We start from the raw sequence: 17,849 nt of genomic DNA on the forward strand, positions 1-17,849 counted from the left end.
TGGCGCAGCAGAGCCCCCATGGATGGGTTTACGGCAAGTCTGCGTTCGAGTTTCGCCTCTGCCGCTGAATGTGACTCGATTTATCATCATTAACCTAACAACCAGACGACGACAACAAACACCGGCAGTGCCGCGGTAAGACTATCAATGCGGTCCATAATGCCGCCGTGGCCGGGCAGGATATTACCCGAGTCTTTAAGGCCGGCTTCGCGCTTGAACATGCTTTCTGCCAAATCACCCAGCACAGAAGCAAACACAGAGACAATTGACGCCACCAGCAATACCACGCTGGTATGCATCGGCAAGGCCATACTTTGGGTAACGATCAGAGCCAGCACGCTGGCCGCCACTACGCCACCTACCATGCCTTCTATGGTTTTACCCGGGCTGACATTGGGGCACAGCTTGTGTTTACCAAAGGCTTTGCCTGCAAAATATGCACCTGTGTCTGCCACCCACACCAGTGACATCACAAACAACAGTAACCAGGCGCCATAATGAGCGTCCTGATCATACTGATAGCTGCGCAGCACCAGCAGGGCCCAATAAAACGGCACCAGCGTCAGCATGGCAAACAGCGCTTTCAAACCCGGCTGCTCTCGCCAAAAACCGGCGCTGCGCGGAAAGGTCAGCACCAGGCCCAACGCCAGCAGCCACCAGATACTGCCCGCCCCCAATACCCAGACAGCCGAGGCTTGCAGGCCGCTCAATAAACTCTCTTCACCCGTGGAGCCCAGCCATAACTGACTCTGGGGAATAAAGGCCATAGAGCCGATGAGTATCAGGGCCAACGACACCATGAACACACTGGTTTTCTGTGGATCAATAAAGTTGCCCCACTCCCGGGCCGCCAGTAAAAACACGCCCCCCGCAAACAAGGAGAAATACGTCAGTGGCAGCAAAAACATGGCGGCCAACACCAGGGGAACCAGGCATAAAGCCGTGATAATTCTAAGCTTTAACAAAATAAATCCTCTTTTTAAAAGTGAGGAGTGAAGGGTGAAGAGTAAAGGGGGAAACACCAGACTCATCACTCCTTACGCCTCACCCTTTCTTACCGTGAGGGGCACACCATACCGGCCCAAAAAACAGATCCTGACGATAGGCAAAATAACAAAACACACCGGCACCCTGTAGTCCGGCGCTTTAGCTGCCGGTCCTGCGTTAGCAGGATGTATTTTTAAATCCCGCCAAGGCGGGAGTGCCAGCTAAAGCGGCACCCTACAAACACATCAACCCCCAACCACACCGCACCCTGTAGCCCGGCGCTTTAGCTGCCGGTCCTGCGTTAGCAGGATGTATTTTTAAATCCCGCCTAGGCGGGAGTGCCAGCTAAAGCGGCACCCTACAAACACATCACCCCCAACCACACCGCACTCTGTAGCCCGGCGCTTTAGCTGCCGGTCCTGCGTTAGCAGGATGTATTTTTAAATCCCGCCAAGGCGGGAGTGCCAGCTAAAGCGGCACCCTACAANAAATCCCGCCAAGGCGGGAGTGCCAGCTAAAGCGGCACCCTACAAACACATCAAACCCAACAAAACACACCGGTACCCTGTAGTCCGGCGCTTTAGCTGCCGGTCCTGCGTTAGCAGGATGTATTTTTTAAATCCCGCCTAGGCGAGAATGCCAGCTAAAGCGGCACCCTACAAATACATCAACCCCCAACCACACCGGCACCCTGTAGCCCGGCGCTTTAGCTGCCAGTCCTGCGTTAGCAGGATGTATTTTTAAATCCCGCCAAGGCGGGAGTGCCAGCTAAAGCGGCACGCTACAATTCAATGTGAAGTGTAAATGGTGAAGAGTGAAGGGGTACACCAAACAAGGCTCTAACCCTTTGCTCTTCACTCTTCACTCTTCACCCTTAACCAGCAACGCGCGAATCTGTTCTCCGGTGCAGCCAAAGCGGCGCTCTCGGCCGACAAAGGCGGCAATGGCTTCACTAAAGGCGGTGTCGTCAAAATCTGGCCAGAGCACCGGGGTAAAGTGCAGCTCGGCATAGGCCAGCTGCCAAAGCAGAAAATTGCTGATCCGCTGCTCGCCACCGGTGCGGATCAATAAATCAACCGGTGCCAGATCGGCCATGTTCATCAGGCCGTTTAAATAGTCTTCGTTAATATCAGCCGCATCGAGTTTGCCACTGGCCACCTGCTTTGCCGCACGGCGACAAGCTTGAGTAATATCCCAGCGGCCACCGTAATTGGCGGCAATATTTAACGTCAGTCCGGAATTGTTGGCGGTGAGCGCTTCGGCGTCGGCGATTTTACGCTGCAAATGCGCGCTGAAATCACTCCAGTCGCCAATCACCTTAAGACGAATGTTATTGCGGTGCAGCTTCTTCACTTCCGAGCCCAGCACGGCAATAAACAGGCTCATCAAGGCACTGACTTCTTCTTCGGGTCGGCGCCAGTTCTCGCTGGAAAAGGCGAACAAGGTCAGCGCATCCAGCTTTAGCTGATGCGCAAAACTCACCGCCACCCGTACCGATTTAACGCCAGCCTTGTGACCACTTACCCGAAATTTACCCCGTTGCTCGGCCCAGCGTCCGTTACCGTCCATGATGATGGCCACATGGCGAGGTAACTGCGCCGAATGCTCGAATGCTGCCATGGTTTGACTCGCTGGCATTAACTCACTCCTGCACAAAGAAAAACGCCGCACAGGCAGCTGCGCGGCGTCGGTCACTATACCCGATGTAACTATCAGATTTCCATCAACTCTTTTTCTTTGGCAGCCAGAGCTTCGTCTACCTGCTTGATGAAGGCATCGGTCAGTTTCTGGATGTCGTCATGGGCGCGACGATCGTCATCTTCAGAGATTTCCTTGTCTTTCAACAAAGATTTAAAGTCACCGTTGGCATCGCGACGAATGTTGCGAATGGCCACTCGGCCCTGTTCTGCTTCGTGACGTACTACCTTGATCAGATCTTTACGACGCTCTTCGGTCAGTGCCGGCAGCGGGATACGGATCAGGGTACCGGCGCTGGACGGATTAAGGCCCAGATCTGAACTCATGATGGCTTTTTCTACCGCCTGGATCATGGAACGATCGAACACGCTGACCGCCAAGGTACGAGAATCTTCGGTGGTAATGTTACCCACTTGCTTGAGCGGAGTGGCCGCACCGTAATAGTCCACATAAATGGTGTCCAGCAGACTGGGGTGTGCACGACCGGTACGCACCTTGTTCATTTGGCCCTTAAGAGACTCAAGGCTTTTTTCCATCCGCGTTTTAGCGTCGTTTATAATTTCGTTAATCACGGTTTATATCCTTAGTTATTTTTGTAAAGGGTAAAGGGCGAAGTGTGAAGAGTAAAGGGGACGACATAACACCAAACCTGTGGCCTTCACGCTTAACCCTTTACTCTTTACAGGAAGGCGCTTGACGCCATCTTTAACCCTTCACTCTTCACGCTTTACCCTTCACCTGAAATTACTTCCGGCTGATCAGCGTGCCTTCGGTTTCACCCATAACAGCACGACGCAAGGCGCCCGGCTTGTTCATGTTGAACACGCGAATGGGCAAGTTATGATCCCGCGCCAGGGTAAAGGCAGCCAAATCCATAACTTGCAGCTCTTTGTTCAGCACTTCACTGTATTCCAAGTGGCTATACAGCTCGGCATCCGGGTTTTTCATGGGATCTTCGCTGAATACACCGTCTACCTTGGTCGCTTTCAATACTACGTCGGCTTCAATTTCAATGCCACGCAAACAGGCGGCAGAATCGGTAGTAAAAAACGGGTTACCGGTACCGGCAGAAAAAATCACCACTCGACCTTTGCGCAGCAAGCTGATCGCATCCGCCCAATTATAGGGGTCGCACACACCTTCCAGTGTAATGGCAGACATCAGGCGGGCATTCACATAAGCACGGTGCAAGGCATCGCGCATCGCCAAGCCGTTCATCACGGTCGCCAACATACCCATGTGGTCGCCCACCACGCGGTTCATGCCCGCCTGAGCCAGGCCTGCACCACGAAACAGGTTACCGCCGCCGATCACCAGGCCAACCTGAACGCCCAGTTCAACCAGTTCTTTGATCTCTTGCGCCATACGTTCCAGTACGGTGGGATCAATACCAAAGCCCTCTTCACCTTGCAGCGCTTCGCCGCTCAGTTTAAGAAGAATGCGTCTGTATGCGGGTTTAGGATTGGTACTCATGCTTATCTATTCCTGATCATAGAAAGACCGCAACAAATGTCGCGGTCTCGGTAGCACTAACAACAGCGGTAATTACGCCTTGGAAGCAGCAATTTGTGCCTGAACTTCAGCAGCAAAATCTTCTTCTGCACGCTCAATGCCTTCGCCCACTTCAAAGCGAACAAAGCCAATGGCGTCTGCACCGGCCTGCTTCAAGCGCTCGGCAACAGTGATAGAAGGATCTTTAACGAACGGCTGACCGGTCAAAGAAATTTCACCGGTGAACTTCTTCATGCGGCCTTCAACCATTTTCTCGGCAATTTCTTTTGGCTTGCCGGAGTTAACAGCGATGTCTACCTGAATTTCGCGCTCTTTGGCAACAACTTCTTCAGATACATCTTCAGGCTTAACAAACTGTGGGTTAGAAGCAGCAACGTGCATGGCAACGTCTTTCGCTACTTCTTCGTCACCGCCTTTCAGGTTGGCGATAACGCCAATCCGGGTACCGTGCAGGTAAGTAGTCAGGTTGTCACCTTCTACCAGTACCACACGGCGCAGGCTCATGTTCTCACCGATCTTGGCGATCAGGTTGGTCAGCGTGGTTTCAACGCTTTCGCCGTTCTCGTACTCGGCCGCTTTCAGGGCGTCCAGGTCATTAATTTTGTTTGCCAGAGCAATGTCGGCTACTTTCTCACCAAAGGCACGGAAACCCGCATCTTTCGCTACAAAGTCAGTTTCGCTGTTCAGCTCGATCATCACGGCATTGTTGTCGGCTTGACGCATCAGGATCACACCTTCAGCAGCAATACGACCGGCTTTTTTAGCCGCTTTAGCCTGACCAGACTTACGCATGTCTTCAATGGCCAGCTCAATATCACCATTGGCTTCGGTCAGTGCTTTTTTACAATCCATCATGCCAGCGCCAGTGCGCTCGCGCAGTTCTTTTACCATGGCCGCGGTAATAGTCGCCATCTTTAATATCCTCAATCTTGGTCTACAAGAAAACAGGGGCACTTGGCCCCTGTTAACCCATTACTTTCGTATGGTTAATAGAGCATCAGCCTAGGCTTTTGCTTTATTATTCTTCTACGACGTAGTTGTCTTCGGCTTGCACGGCCAGGTCTTGTGCACGAGCAGCAGTCACGGCGTCAGCAGCAGCGTTCAGGTACAGTTGAACGGCACGGATGGCGTCATCGTTACCAGGAATGATGTAATCGATGTTGTCCGGATTAGAGTTGGTGTCTACGATTGATACCACAGGAATGCCCAGGTTGTTGGCTTCCTTGATAGCAATGTGCTCGTGGTCAGCGTCTACTACAAACAGTACGTCTGGCAGGCCGCCCATGTTTTTAATACCGCCCAGTGACTTCTCCAGCTTTTCCATTTCACGAGAACGCATCAGCGCTTCTTTCTTGGTCAGCTTGTCGAAAGTACCGTCTGCAGACTGGGTTTCCAGCTCTTTCAGGCGGCTGATAGACTGGCGAACAGTCTTCCAGTTGGTCAGCATGCCACCCAACCAGCGGTGGTTTACATAGAACTGGTCGCACTTGGTAGCGGCTTCTTTAACGGCTTCAGAAGCTGCGCGCTTAGTACCAACAAACAGGATTTTACCTTTTTTAGAAGCAACGCTGCCCATGTAGTTCAACGCATCGTTGAACATAGGAACGGTTTTTTCCAGGTTGATAATGTGAACCCGGTTGCTGGCGCCAAAAATAAACGGCTTCATTTTTGGGTTCCAGTAACGAGTCTGGTGACCAAAGTGAACGCCGGCTTTCAGCATGTCGCGCATAGATACTTGTGCCATGATTTCCTCAAATAAGTGTATTGGGTTAGGCCTCCACACATCCCATGTCTCCAACTCCGAAGAGCACCCTAGAGCATGTGCCGATGTGTGTGTGTGTTAAAAAAGTGAATGTGTGTAACGCCAAGCCGTAAGCTGTCGGCCATAAGCCGCAAGCAAAACAAGATCGGAACTACGGCGCGTTTTATATCATAAAACACACCCAAAATACCAGAAAAGATTAGCGCCCCGTGCCAGCTCTCACCCGTCATACCGGACTCGCTCCAGTATCTCGCTGTAGCCCTTCTACCGACATACCGGGCTAGCCCCAGCACCTTTTTTACTCTTTAAAAGCTTTAAAAACCAAAACCTTCTTCGCAACGGAACCCACTGAAAAATAGAGATCCAATCTGAAAATACATATCTTTTTGTTAAGACCTTATAAAACATATGCCTTAGTCACTTTTCGCTCTATCTCATCTTGCTCTTTCCGCGTTCTTCCGTGGATTCCGTGGCAAAAACTCTTGGCCCTTTGTTTTCTTAGTCGCTTGGCGTTACAATTTTCGGCCTGATAGCAGCCTTCTTGTCCATAAATAGTGCCCGTTATCACTCCTATTCATTCGACGCCCAGCGCTAAACAACGCAATACCTACCGGGCGCCAACTCACAGAGACCAAGATTCAATGAGCATAGTCATCAAAACTCCGGAAGAAATGGAAAAAATGCGCGTGGCTGGCCGCCTGGCCGCCGATGTACTGGAAATGATTGAAGAGCACGTAAAAACCGGTGTTACCACCGAGCAGCTCAACCAGATCTGTCATGACTATATCGTGAACGAACAGCAAGCCATTCCGGCGCCGCTCAACTATCATGGCTTTCCCAAATCAATCTGTACCTCGGTCAACCACGTCATTTGCCATGGCATTCCGGCTGACAAAAAGCTCAAGGACGGCGACATCATCAATATCGACATCACCGTAATCAAGGATGGCTATCACGGTGACTCGTCAAAAATGTTCATGGTAGGCAAGCCCAGCATCATGGCCGAGCGCCTGTGCCGCGTCACCCTGGAATGCCTGGAAATTGGCATAAAAATGGTCAAGCCAGGCCGACACCTGGGCGACATTGGCGAAGCCATTCAAAAGCACGCCGAAGCCCACAACTATTCAGTGGTACGTGAATACTGCGGCCACGGCATAGGCGCCGAGTTTCACGAAGAACCTCAAGTGCTGCACTATGGTAAAGCTGGCACCGGGGACGTGCTGGAAGCCGGTATGTGCTTTACCATAGAGCCGATGATCAACGTAGGCAAACGCCACAGCAAAATGCTCGGCGACGGCTGGACCGTGATCACCAAAGACCGCAGCCTGTCTGCTCAATACGAACATACCCTGCTGGTAACCGAAGACGGCTGCGAGATTTTAACCCTGCGTAAAGATGATACCTTGCCACGGTTTATCAAGGGCTGAGTTTTTAGTATTGAATGTTGAGTAAAGGTCAATAAAAAAACACCGAGTCTGATAACAGACTCGGTGTTTTTTTATTGACCGTCATGCTGATACTGAATCTTCGTTTCGCTAGGCGCCGGGCGCTATGCTTCACTCTTCACGTTCAAACCGAAACTCCATTCCCTTTAGCCCGCCCATTTATTAGGCGGCCTGCGTAGCTGGAACAACACCAACACAGCGCGAACAAGTATGCGCCTACAAACACAGCCCTTTATTTAGCCGGGTGTTGGCCCCCTGACACCGGGCGCTACCTTTTCGGACTCATACGCCCTTAACGTGCCCCATAACACAACAAGCCAAAAGGCATAAACCATAACGCCGCTGTTATGACCGAAAAACACCTGCGACAAACCAAAGTCCATAAAAGCGACCGGTAAAATGGCTCCCGCTGTGGCGAGCGCACGCAGCTCCAAATTAGATTCAATCAAGCGCTTGGAAAAAAGCCGTAATGGCACCAGGTACAGCGCCAACAAAGACAGTAAACCCAGAATGCCGCGACGGGCAAAATTATCCAGGTACTCATTATGAGCATGGTTATCGGCGGCAAACTGTGGTACTTCGCCTTTATCTACCAATGCCTGCATGCCCACGTGGTACCCCTCCCAGCCCCATCCGATAAGCGGCTTTTCGGCAATCAAGTGTGCCGCTCCCTGCCACATCTCAAATCGCGCCCCTAAAGAGGTGTTTTGGCTTTGCCCACTAATATACAAGTCAATATCGGTAAAGGCCTGATGCACTCGAGACTGTACGCCGGTTTGTGGCATAACATACACCAAGGCGACCAGCGCCAATAAACCTGCCATGATGCCTAGCCGTAGCTTAACCGCCAGCAAGTTGCCATAGGCTCGATATAGCACCAAAAAAACAAACGGAAATCCTATCCAACCACCACGAGTTCCGGACAACAAAGATCCCAGCACACCAAATACCGCCCCCATTAGCAGTAATACTACCCATCGCCTAGCATGATGTTGCGCCACTGCCCAGCCCAAACCGGCCAAACAGAACAAGCCAAACAACATGCTTATGTTGCCAAACTGGATCACATAGGTATGACCCGTTGCTCTATCCACGCCCAAAACCAGCTTTTGCCAAATCGCCCAGCTGCCGGTAAGTACAGAGCCCACTGCCAGCCCGCTCCACAACCAACTCAGCCTGGGTGGATAAGCCAACACAAACAACAGCACCGGTACGGCAAACAAAAAACGACTGGGTCTGTCATAAGTCCGGGAGTCGGCTCCGTCCAACATCAGCTGGACAAGAAATAACAGACTGTAACCGGCAATCACCGCCATCAGCCATTTATCTTCGGTCTGCAAGTTCAATACCGGGCGGCGCCACAGCAAAATTACACTGGCCAACAACAGCAAGGCCGGGCCATAGGTGTAACCGCTATCTAAAACCAGCGCCAACGCCCCCATCAAAAATACCGCCAGACTGGTGTAGCGCCTGACAAGCGAAAAAGATACCTTATTAAAAGGCAAATCCGCACCATATTGATATTGCGATTCAGTAAGCATTTTTGTTGATAAAACCTTTAAATATCGTCAAAAAGATAATTCTCAAATCCAGCCACAGTGACCAGTTATTGATATACCAGAGATCATGTTCTACTCTTTTTTCCATTTTATCCAGAGTGTCGGTTTCTCCCCGCAAGCCATTAACCTGAGCCCAGCCGGTAATGCCCGGTTTAACCTTATGGCGCTTCATGTAAGATTCAACTTGTTCTTTATAAAACTCGTTGTGCGCCAATGCATGTGGCCGAGGGCCCACAATAGACATCCGCCCCTGCAACACATTGTAAAATTGCGGCAGCTCATCCAGAGAAGTCCGGCGCAAAAAAGCGCCAATAGGCGTAATACGCGCATCACCTTTGGTTGCCTGGGTTACCTGCTCACCTTGTTCCTGATGCACAGTCATCGAACGAAATTTATAGACTTTGAAATTTTTACCATTCACTCCGGTGCGATACTGCTTAAACAATACCGGCCCAGGGGAGGTTAACTTGATAGCACAGGCAATCACCAAACACACCGGAATAATGACGAGGCAGAGCAAACCACCAATTAATAAATCTTCCAGTCGCTTAAGCATTTGAGCCACACCATTCATCGGGGTCACACTCAAATCAAAGGCATACTGGCCAGCCACTTCACTCATACGGTGGTTAAGCAGTTGCATATCTCTGAATTCGGGAATAAATCGCACTTCAGCAGTGTGGTGACGTAACGCATAAAAAATAGCGCGCACAACAGAACCCATCTCCAGGGGGACACAAATCCACACTTCTTGCGCGCCACATTCACTCACACGTCGCGACAGTGCAGACAAAAAATCAGGGTCAACCTCTACACTTCTCAGTCGTTGCACTCCTGCTATACGGTAACCCTCCTCTGAACTGTTACGCATACCACGCCCCACATGCGTAATATTCTGCCCAGGCCCTATCATAAATACCGAGCGCAGTGAGCGACCTTGTTGGCGGGCTCTGCGCAGTAATAGTTGAATACCTATTCGCACCCCCGCCGATAAGATAAATGAAACAAGTAGCGCCATACCAACCCATAGCCGGGAATAACGATCGGCAGACTGCGTAAAATAAATGACTGACGTCACGACAATAGCAACAGCTAGCCATACTAAAAACTGGCGAGCCAGCAATGTATAAATGCGAGTAATACGCCAGCGTTCATAGGCACCAATAAAGCTATTAATAAAGGTAACCAGCAAGGTGATAATAACGACTGCCAACCAATAGCGGTCGTGCAGTTCAATATGGCCAAAGCGCATAGCGTGAGCCAGAACAGCTCCAATTAGCAATGATACTGCATCAAATAATGGTACTGTGATTTGGGCAGGATAACGATCAGTAAGACCGCGTTTAGTTCGAGACATAATATACTCTTGGTTCAAGCGCGTAAACAGGTTAACAGCTCTTCCGTTTGATCAGGCTGAGTCTCTCTGTTTATTAGTCTGCAGCTTGCACTGTATTCTGTTGCAGCTCAGTCAGCACCAGCCTGAGATCCTCTTTCCAATTGGGCGAATGAATCCCCAAATTTACGAATAACTTGGTGCAATTCATCACAGACCATGCAGGCCGATGTGCCGGTGTAGGATAATCAGCCGTGCTGATCGGTGACAGCTGCGGGGATTGTTGCAGCAGACCGAGTGATTCAGCCTGATGACAAATTTCTTCAGCAAAATCAAACCAGGTGCAGTGAGGAGTGCCACTAAAATGGTACACCCCCCAAGGTAACTGCTGACGCGCTTGATAAATGTCGGCCAGCTGCCAAAGTGCAGTTGCAATACTGGCTGCAGATGTCGGTCCGCCTTGCTGATCAGCAACGATGGATAGACTGTCTCGTTCCCCTCCCAGGCGCAACATGGTTTTCACAAAATTACTTCCATGTACACCAAACACCCAACTGGTTCTCAGCACAAGATATTGGCTACAAGCCGACGCCAATGCCTCTTCGCCAGCCAGCTTGCTGGCACCATAAACACCACCAGGATTAGTTGCATCCGATTCACGATAAGGTGTGCTTGTGTCACCAGCAAACACATAGTCAGTGGATATATGGAAGACCGGAATACTCAAACCTTCAGCAGCAGTAGCCAGATTAGCTACGCCTACATGGTTAACTGCCCAAGCACGTTCAATATCGGATTCAGCCTTATCCACTGCAGTATAAGCGGCCGCATTGATGATCAGCGCAGGTTGGAACTGAGTAACGGCTGACAACACTTGATCAGCACTGGTGATATCAAGGGAAGCAGAACCCAACCCACACACTTCAAATTCAGCTGGCGCAAGTCGCATCAGCTCTTGCCCCACCTGCCCCTGAGCGCCGGTAATCAATACTCGCATTATGGTGTTCCTTTAGGTCAGCCCCTTGAGATTGGGGTAGTGTTTATCTTTTTCAGAAAGCTGCACATCTTGCAATGGCCAGTCTATCGCAAGCACAGGGCAGTTCCAGGCTACTCCTCCTTCATCGCTAGGATCATAGTAATCTGTGCACTTGTACACAAAATCAACTTCCTCGCTCAACACCACAAAACCATGGGCATAACCGGGTGGCACCCAAAGCTGGCGATGATTATCTTCACTCAATTCTACCCCTACATATTTCCCAAAAGTTGGTGAATTAGGGGTAATATCGGCGGCCACATCGTACACTGCACCGCGTACTACGCTAACCAACTTGCCCTGTGGTTTGGTTTTCTGAAAATGCAGGCCACGCAATACCCCTTTGCGGGAACGAGAATGGTTATCTTGCACAAATTCAAGATCAATTCCCGCCAGCTCTTTATAGCGTTGGACATTAAAGGTTTCTTTAAAAAAACCACGATGATCGCCAAACACACTGGGCTCGATAATTTTCACCCCAGCCAGGGCGGTATCAATCACTTTCATATTAAATCTTCTCTTCTTATGCCAGCTTGAGCAGGTATTGACCATAACCTGTTTTAGCCAATAGCTCGCCCTGTGCCTGCATCTGTGCACGAGTAAGCCAACCGTTACGGTAAGCAATTTCTTCGAGGCAGGCGATCTTCAAGCCTTGACGATGTTCAACGGTTTGCACAAACATACTCGCTTCAAGCAGGCTTTCGTGAGTGCCGGTATCCAACCAGGCAAAACCACGGCCAAGCAGTTCCACATTCAGATCACCCCGTTCCAGATAAGCCTGGTTGATACTGGTAATCTCCAGCTCGCCACGGTGCGAAGGCTTAACCTGTTTGGCGATCTCAACCACATCATTATCGTAGAAATACAAGCCGGTAACCGCATAGTTGGATTTGGGCTGGACAGGTTTTTCTTCAATCGAAAGCGCCTTGCCATTGGCATCGAAGTCTACCACTCCAAAGCGCTCGGGGTCATTAACTAGATAACCAAACACAGTCGCACCGGAAGGACGGCTAACAGCCGCCTGTAGCTGACGACTAAAGCTTTGACCGTAAAAAATATTGTCGCCCAATACGAGGCAAACACTGTCGTCACCAATAAAATCTTCACCTATGATGAAGGCCTGCGCTAAGCCATCTGGCGAAGGCTGCTCGGCATAGCTCAGTTCAATACCGTAATCCGCGCCATCACCCAATAGTTTCTGAAAATTGGGTAGATCTTCAGGGGTAGAGATCACCAACACTTCACGGATCCCCGCCAGCATCAATACCGACAACGGATAAAAAATCATCGGCTTGTCATAAATTGGCAATAGTTGCTTGGAGACGCCTTTGGTAATCGGATACAAACGGGTGCCAGATCCACCGGCTAAAATAATACCTTTCATGCTTTCTCTCCCAAACGGCCTAGCTGATACTCGCCACTCAATACCCGCTGCCACCATTCAGGGTTATCCAGATACCACTGCAGGGTTTTACGAATTCCTGTTTCAAAAGACTCTTCGGGAACCCAGCCCAGCTCTCGCTCAATTTTACTCGCATCAATGGCGTAACGCACATCGTGGCCGGGGCGGTCTTTCACAAAGGTGATCAACTCTCGGTAAGTGGCAACCTCAGATACAGGTGACCACTTAGTATGCACATAAGATCCTGGTGGAACGATCTCTTGCAGCAGATCGCAGATAGTTTCAACCACTTCTAGATTACGTTTCTCATTATGGCCACCAATGTTGTAGGTCTCGCCAACTTCACCTTCACTTACGACTTTTACCAGCGCTCGAGCATGATCTTCCACATAGAGCCAATCACGGATCTGACTGCCATCGCCATACACGGGCAGTGGCTTGCCGGACAGAGCATTCAAAATCATATGCGGAACCAGCTTCTCGGGAAAGTGATACGGCCCGTAATTATTAGAACAGTTGGTGATCAAGGTTGGCAAACCGTAGGTGCGCTGCCATGCACGCACCAAATGATCTGAGCTAGCCTTTGAAGCCGAATAAGGCGAGCTGGGTGCGTAAGAGGTTGTTTCGGTAAACAGATCATCTGTGCCTTCCAGATCCCCATACACTTCATCAGTAGAAATATGGTGAAACCGGAACTCACTCTTTTCTTTAGCAGGCAAACCATTCCAGTAGTGCCGAGCAGCTTCCAGCAAAGTGTAAGTACCCACAATATTAGTTTCAATAAAATCCGCAGGGCCATCAATAGAGCGATCCACATGACTCTCGGCCGCCAAGTGCATCACATGGCTGGGTTGAAACTCGGAAAATACCCGACCTAGCGCTACAGCATCGCAGATGTCTACCTGATCAAAACGATACCGTGGTGAGTCACTCACCTCAGCCAAAGATTCGAGGTTACCCGCATAGGTAAGTTTATCCAAATTCGCCACTTGGGCAGTGGTGCTTTCAAGCAGGTGACGCACAACAGCGGAGCCGATAAATCCGGCACCGCCAGTGACCAAAATACGCATAATCACTCAATTTCCTTAGTTTTTAGGGTACCACTTCAGTAAAAGTTGCTCATATTCCTGCAATATTTTTTGCCAAGTAAAACGCTCATAAAAGCGCGCTCGGCTGGCTGCTTTCATATCCGCTTGACGAACAGTTGCACCCAATAAACTGTCAAACAACTTGGCACATGCCTGCTCATCTTGAAAGTAAGCTGCATCAGGACCTGCCACCCAATGATTAAAATGGTTATCATGGGCAATGACCGCACAACCTGCACCCAGTGCTTCCACCAATGAAGGGTTAGTACCCCCAACTCGATGGCCATGAAGATAAAAACGAGCATAAAAGCGTAACGCTTCTACCACTGGGGCCTCATAAATCGCACCAGGGAAGATAACTTCATCAGAAGCAGCATCCATCACCGAACGGTGAAAGTTATTAGTATCGGGACTGAAATTCCCCAAAACTACTAATTTATGATTACGCTTGGTACGACTAAAGGAACGTACCATTTCAAGAAATGAGTTTTCTGGCTCTGGGCGTGCAATAATTATTGAAAATTGGTTAGCTTCTAAACCATACTTCTGAAGTAAAGACTCATCTGCTGAAAGTACTTCATCCCCTCCATAAGGGATCATAGTGATTTTATCAGCATTCACACGGGTAGCCAGATGTTCCTTAATTTTCGGATGATCGGCAACAAGATGATTACCTACCCAACAGCCTGCACGTTCGTTTAGCCAAAACCAGGTTTTGGCAACAATGCCCCATTTATCCCGACGCCATTCAATCCCGTCCATATTGATGACATTAGTCTGACCTTTAACCCGTTGTATTAAGTTAAAACAAGCCGTGTTATAACCCAGAGTCAAAAACAAGCCTTTTTGAGCTAATGCATGTCGTGTGGCTTTCCAGTCAAAAATAACAGTACCCGCTGCGCCGGCACGTTGAACTGGAATATGAATACGTTTTACACCTTGCCATTCGGATTTGTAAACTTCACCCTCCCCATCTTCTTGGCAATAAACAGTCACTTGCCACCCTTGCGCTACAAGATAAAGAGAGAGTTTTTCGGCAAATGTTTCAAAACCACCATGTTGAGCAGGAATACCACGTATACCAAGTATAAACAACATTTTCATTAAAATATGACCATCCGCTGATATAAATTAAAGCTTATCTAAAAAGAAACCTTTCAGATTAGAAGAGAATATTTCATACCTGTAACTACTCAAATATGAATTTCGTGAGTTAAACATCATCCCCTCGTAATACTTTTTCCCACTCCAAATTCTATACATTTTCTCTATAGCTTCAGCCAAACTGCCAGGGTTTGAATGGTCAACCAAAAATCCATTATAATCATTTATTATTACCTCCGAAGCTCCTCCATGAGAAGTCGAAATAACTGGCTTACCCGCTCTCAACCCTTCTAACACAGTAGTAGGAAATGGATCTCTCATTTTTGATGGGACAAGCATCACATGAGAACAATTTATTAAGTCGAGAGGATTTGTAACAAAGGCATGTAACGTTATAACTGATTCAAGTTGTAAGGAAACTATCTTTTCCTTTAACTCTTCAAGTAAGTACTCTCGGTTAGGGGGAGGAGAACCGACTATAGAAACTGTAATTTCATTAAGGATATCATCAGGTAAAAGTTCAAGCGCATCTAGAAGGAACCATTGCCCCTTCTCTGGCATCAGCCTTCCTAATAATAGAAACTTCATCTTTTCACTTTCAACTCTTTTATTGATATCAAAACTAACATCAGGTATACCATTCTTAATAACCGAAAGTTTCTTGGCTCCGAGCCTCCTATAGAAAGAAAACAAACCATCCTCGATATCAGCTTTTACAGCATCCGACACACAAATAACATGATCTGATAAAAACACAGAAAAATTAATAAGAAAGCGACCTAAAAAACCATGTTCGGATACAATCTCATGAACGTGAAGAATTATACATTTTCGCGCAAGATAAAAAGCAGGTAACGTCAGTGCTGCAGAAAGAGTATTTACATAGATAGCATTATATTTAAACGCTTCAAAAAATCTTGTAAAAGAAAAAGTAAAAAAATCAACTAACAACTTCAATACATTTGAAACCCCTAAAGCACTCCTGACGATAACCGGAAGATTCCTACTTACATTAACATTTGACTTCTTACTTAAAAGAGAATTTAAAGCTCCTTGTGAGGGTAATATAACATCAACTTCATACTTACTTGAAAGAATATCTACAGCCAGCTCGAATATTCGATCAGCCCCATACAAGTCAGAAGAAGAATGTACACAAAGAATTTTTTTCACAATACACCGCCAAACCAAGCAGAAAGCTGGTAATGATATGTTTTAAAAGACCAAACAAAAATTCCAAACAACACTGAAACTCTCATCATTGCGCCAAACTCACGAAATATCATTGTAAACACAATAATATTAATGGGAATGAAATAGTAGAATATTCGATCCGCAACCATTTCATCAAAACTAAAGACGCCTAAAAAAAGCCACCCAACCAAAGACGCCTTGTAAATAAAAGTAGCACCGATACGGTTCACACTAACAAAAAGTACATACACATTCATCAATATCAATAAAAAATAAAAATGTTTAAATTCCCATCCTACGCTATACTGCCAACTGAAATAATCTAGAAGCCGTTTAGAAGCCAAACCCGACTCATAAAGAAAGTGAACAAAGATAGTTACAAATTTATATACCCCCACCACTTTAATTACTATAAAAATCGCGACCACCCAAGCAACAAGAGTTAAGAGGCGGATGTAGTAAACAAGAGGAAGAGCGAAAAGGAAAATAGCTGAAGAGTGAAATAAAGTAGCTAACGCAACTAAAAAAAAATAAGCAAAAAACCTTCTCTTCAAAAAAAACAACAAAGCAAACAGAAAAATAGACACCGCTATCGACTGTCGCATTATACTTAACGATAAATTTAAGAAATAAAAAGAAGAAGTTAAAACCAAAAAATAAAAAGACAAAAACCTACTATCTTTAAAAAAAAACTCAACAAGCTTGTAAGAAGAACACAAAACAAGGAAAGAATTCAGAAATGAAAAAACAAAAAAACCATAACTTGAAAGCGAAAGAACCTTCATCAACAATTTAAAAAAATATTCAAAATCATCACGTTCAAGACCATTATACATGTAGTCATAGTACATGACTGAATCTATTCCAACACTTGGAAGTCGAAAAGAAAAAATTACAACAGGAAACAAAAAAAACAAATATTGTACATATAATTTAGTACGATAAAAACACAAAAAAAAGGAAGATAAGTTAACAAAAAGCAACCAAATAGACAAAGAAGCCTTTAAGCTAAAAAAAGAAATCACGCTACTTTCTCATCTTTATTATTTTAGCTGGCACACCGGCAACGACAGCATAATCAGGGATAGAATTTGTTACTACACTCCCTGCCGCTATAACCACTCCCTGACCAATTATAACGCCGTCTAAAATAGTACTTTTAGTACCAATCCACACATCATCTTTAATTATTATACCTTTATTTTCTACACCTTGCACAATCATGGGCTTATCTATATCAGAGAACACATGATTTTCTGCAATAATAGAAACATTAGGCCCTATCATCACATTATCACCAATTTCAATAAAACCAGAGCAGCCAATATAAGAATATGCTCCAATCGAGGAATTACTACCAACTTTTAACCCTTCACCTATACTTCCATTCCAATGACCGGTTGGCCTAATCAAAGCACCTTGACAAATAGTTACACTATCACAAAATATAATACCTTTTTTAGAGAACGCTTGAATAAAGACAGAATCTTCAACTTTACAAAAACCACCAAAAAACAACCCTCCCTGAATATTTCGAATCTTTGCACTTCTTGATACCGAAATTAATTTTTTATATTTGAAACCTTTAGTGAAAGATAAAAACAAACCGACCATACATGTTACTATAGCCCATCCCTTTACCCATAAGTCCTTGAATGAGTATCATCAATGCCACTGAACAACAGGTGTAGCGACGAGTGACATGACGAATTGGGTTGAGCAGGAGTTT

The 17,849-nt window shown here is 47.2% G+C and carries 17 protein-coding genes; 1 reads left to right on the top strand and 16 read right to left on the bottom strand.

The window, feature by feature from the left end:
• Nucleotides 1-89: 89 nt before the first annotated feature.
• From IEW52_RS12360 to rpsB, 6 genes are all read right to left on the bottom strand, one after another.
• Nucleotides 90-965, bottom strand: coding sequence for a phosphatidate cytidylyltransferase (locus IEW52_RS12360; RefSeq protein WP_188630383.1), 876 nt, complete (start codon nt 963-965; stop codon nt 90-92).
• Between the two features lie 883 nt (nt 966-1,848).
• The gene (gene uppS / locus IEW52_RS12365) at nt 1,849-2,607 is read right to left on the bottom strand and encodes a polyprenyl diphosphate synthase (RefSeq protein ID WP_188630402.1); all 759 of its coding nucleotides are present in this window, start codon (nt 2,605-2,607) and stop codon (nt 1,849-1,851) included.
• Nucleotides 2,608-2,699: 92 nt separating this feature from the next.
• Nucleotides 2,700-3,257 carry a ribosome recycling factor gene (gene frr / locus IEW52_RS12370; RefSeq protein ID WP_188630384.1) on the bottom strand — a complete coding sequence of 186 codons (558 nt, stop codon included), beginning with the start codon at nt 3,255-3,257 and terminating at the stop codon, nt 2,700-2,702.
• A gap of 172 nt (nt 3,258-3,429) precedes the next feature.
• Nucleotides 3,430-4,158 carry a UMP kinase gene (gene pyrH, locus IEW52_RS12375; RefSeq protein WP_188630385.1) on the bottom strand — a complete coding sequence of 243 codons (729 nt, stop codon included), beginning with the start codon at nt 4,156-4,158 and terminating at the stop codon, nt 3,430-3,432.
• Nucleotides 4,159-4,230: 72 nt separating this feature from the next.
• Entirely contained in the window at nt 4,231-5,109 is an 879-nt protein-coding gene (gene tsf, locus IEW52_RS12380; protein ID WP_188630386.1) for a translation elongation factor Ts, read from the bottom strand.
• Between the two features lie 106 nt (nt 5,110-5,215).
• Nucleotides 5,216-5,941 carry a 30S ribosomal protein S2 gene (rpsB, locus tag IEW52_RS12385; RefSeq protein ID WP_188630387.1) on the bottom strand — a complete coding sequence of 242 codons (726 nt, stop codon included), beginning with the start codon at nt 5,939-5,941 and terminating at the stop codon, nt 5,216-5,218.
• A gap of 572 nt (nt 5,942-6,513) precedes the next feature.
• On the opposite strand from rpsB, the gene map reads away from it, so the two are divergent.
• Nucleotides 6,514-7,386 (top strand): type I methionyl aminopeptidase, encoded by an 873-nt coding sequence (gene map, locus IEW52_RS12390; RefSeq protein WP_268236664.1) that lies wholly within the window; start codon nt 6,514-6,516, stop codon nt 7,384-7,386.
• Between the two features lie 254 nt (nt 7,387-7,640).
• Here map and IEW52_RS12395 read toward each other — a convergent pair whose 3' ends face one another.
• The 10 genes from IEW52_RS12395 to IEW52_RS12440 form a co-directional block, all read right to left on the bottom strand.
• Nucleotides 7,641-8,945 carry an O-antigen ligase family protein gene (locus tag IEW52_RS12395; protein ID WP_188630389.1) on the bottom strand — a complete coding sequence of 435 codons (1,305 nt, stop codon included), beginning with the start codon at nt 8,943-8,945 and terminating at the stop codon, nt 7,641-7,643.
• Nucleotides 8,935-10,320, bottom strand: a complete 1,386-nt coding sequence (locus tag IEW52_RS12400; RefSeq protein WP_188630390.1) for an undecaprenyl-phosphate glucose phosphotransferase — start codon at nt 10,318-10,320, stop codon at nt 8,935-8,937. Before IEW52_RS12400 ends, IEW52_RS12395 begins: the two co-directional genes overlap by 11 nt.
• Before the next feature lie 73 nt (nt 10,321-10,393).
• Complete coding sequence (gene rfbD / locus IEW52_RS12405) at nt 10,394-11,293, bottom strand: dTDP-4-dehydrorhamnose reductase (protein WP_188630391.1); 900 nt, start codon at nt 11,291-11,293, stop codon at nt 10,394-10,396.
• A 12-nt stretch (nt 11,294-11,305) separates the two neighbouring features.
• On the bottom strand, nt 11,306-11,839 hold the full coding sequence (gene rfbC, locus IEW52_RS12410) for a dTDP-4-dehydrorhamnose 3,5-epimerase (RefSeq protein WP_188630392.1): 534 nt from the start codon (nt 11,837-11,839) through the stop codon (nt 11,306-11,308).
• A gap of 16 nt (nt 11,840-11,855) precedes the next feature.
• Nucleotides 11,856-12,716 carry a glucose-1-phosphate thymidylyltransferase RfbA gene (gene rfbA, locus IEW52_RS12415; protein ID WP_188630393.1) on the bottom strand — a complete coding sequence of 287 codons (861 nt, stop codon included), beginning with the start codon at nt 12,714-12,716 and terminating at the stop codon, nt 11,856-11,858.
• The gene (gene rfbB / locus IEW52_RS12420; RefSeq protein ID WP_188630403.1) at nt 12,713-13,804 is read right to left on the bottom strand and encodes a dTDP-glucose 4,6-dehydratase; all 1,092 of its coding nucleotides are present in this window, start codon (nt 13,802-13,804) and stop codon (nt 12,713-12,715) included. Before rfbB ends, rfbA begins: the two co-directional genes overlap by 4 nt.
• A gap of 15 nt (nt 13,805-13,819) precedes the next feature.
• Entirely contained in the window at nt 13,820-14,926 is a 1,107-nt protein-coding gene (locus IEW52_RS12425) for a DUF1972 domain-containing protein (RefSeq protein ID WP_188630394.1), read from the bottom strand.
• Between the two features lie 27 nt (nt 14,927-14,953).
• Complete coding sequence (locus IEW52_RS12430; protein WP_188630395.1) at nt 14,954-16,099, bottom strand: glycosyltransferase; 1,146 nt, start codon at nt 16,097-16,099, stop codon at nt 14,954-14,956.
• Nucleotides 16,096-17,145 (bottom strand): EpsG family protein, encoded by a 1,050-nt coding sequence (locus IEW52_RS12435; RefSeq protein WP_188630396.1) that lies wholly within the window; start codon nt 17,143-17,145, stop codon nt 16,096-16,098. Before IEW52_RS12435 ends, IEW52_RS12430 begins: the two co-directional genes overlap by 4 nt.
• Nucleotide 17,146: 1 nt before the next feature.
• On the bottom strand, nt 17,147-17,734 hold the full coding sequence (locus tag IEW52_RS12440) for an acyltransferase (protein WP_188630397.1): 588 nt from the start codon (nt 17,732-17,734) through the stop codon (nt 17,147-17,149).
• Nucleotides 17,735-17,849 lie beyond the last annotated feature (115 nt).

The organism is Oceanisphaera marina (assembly GCF_014643915.1).
GTDB lineage: Bacteria > Pseudomonadota > Gammaproteobacteria > Enterobacterales > Aeromonadaceae > Oceanimonas > Oceanimonas marina.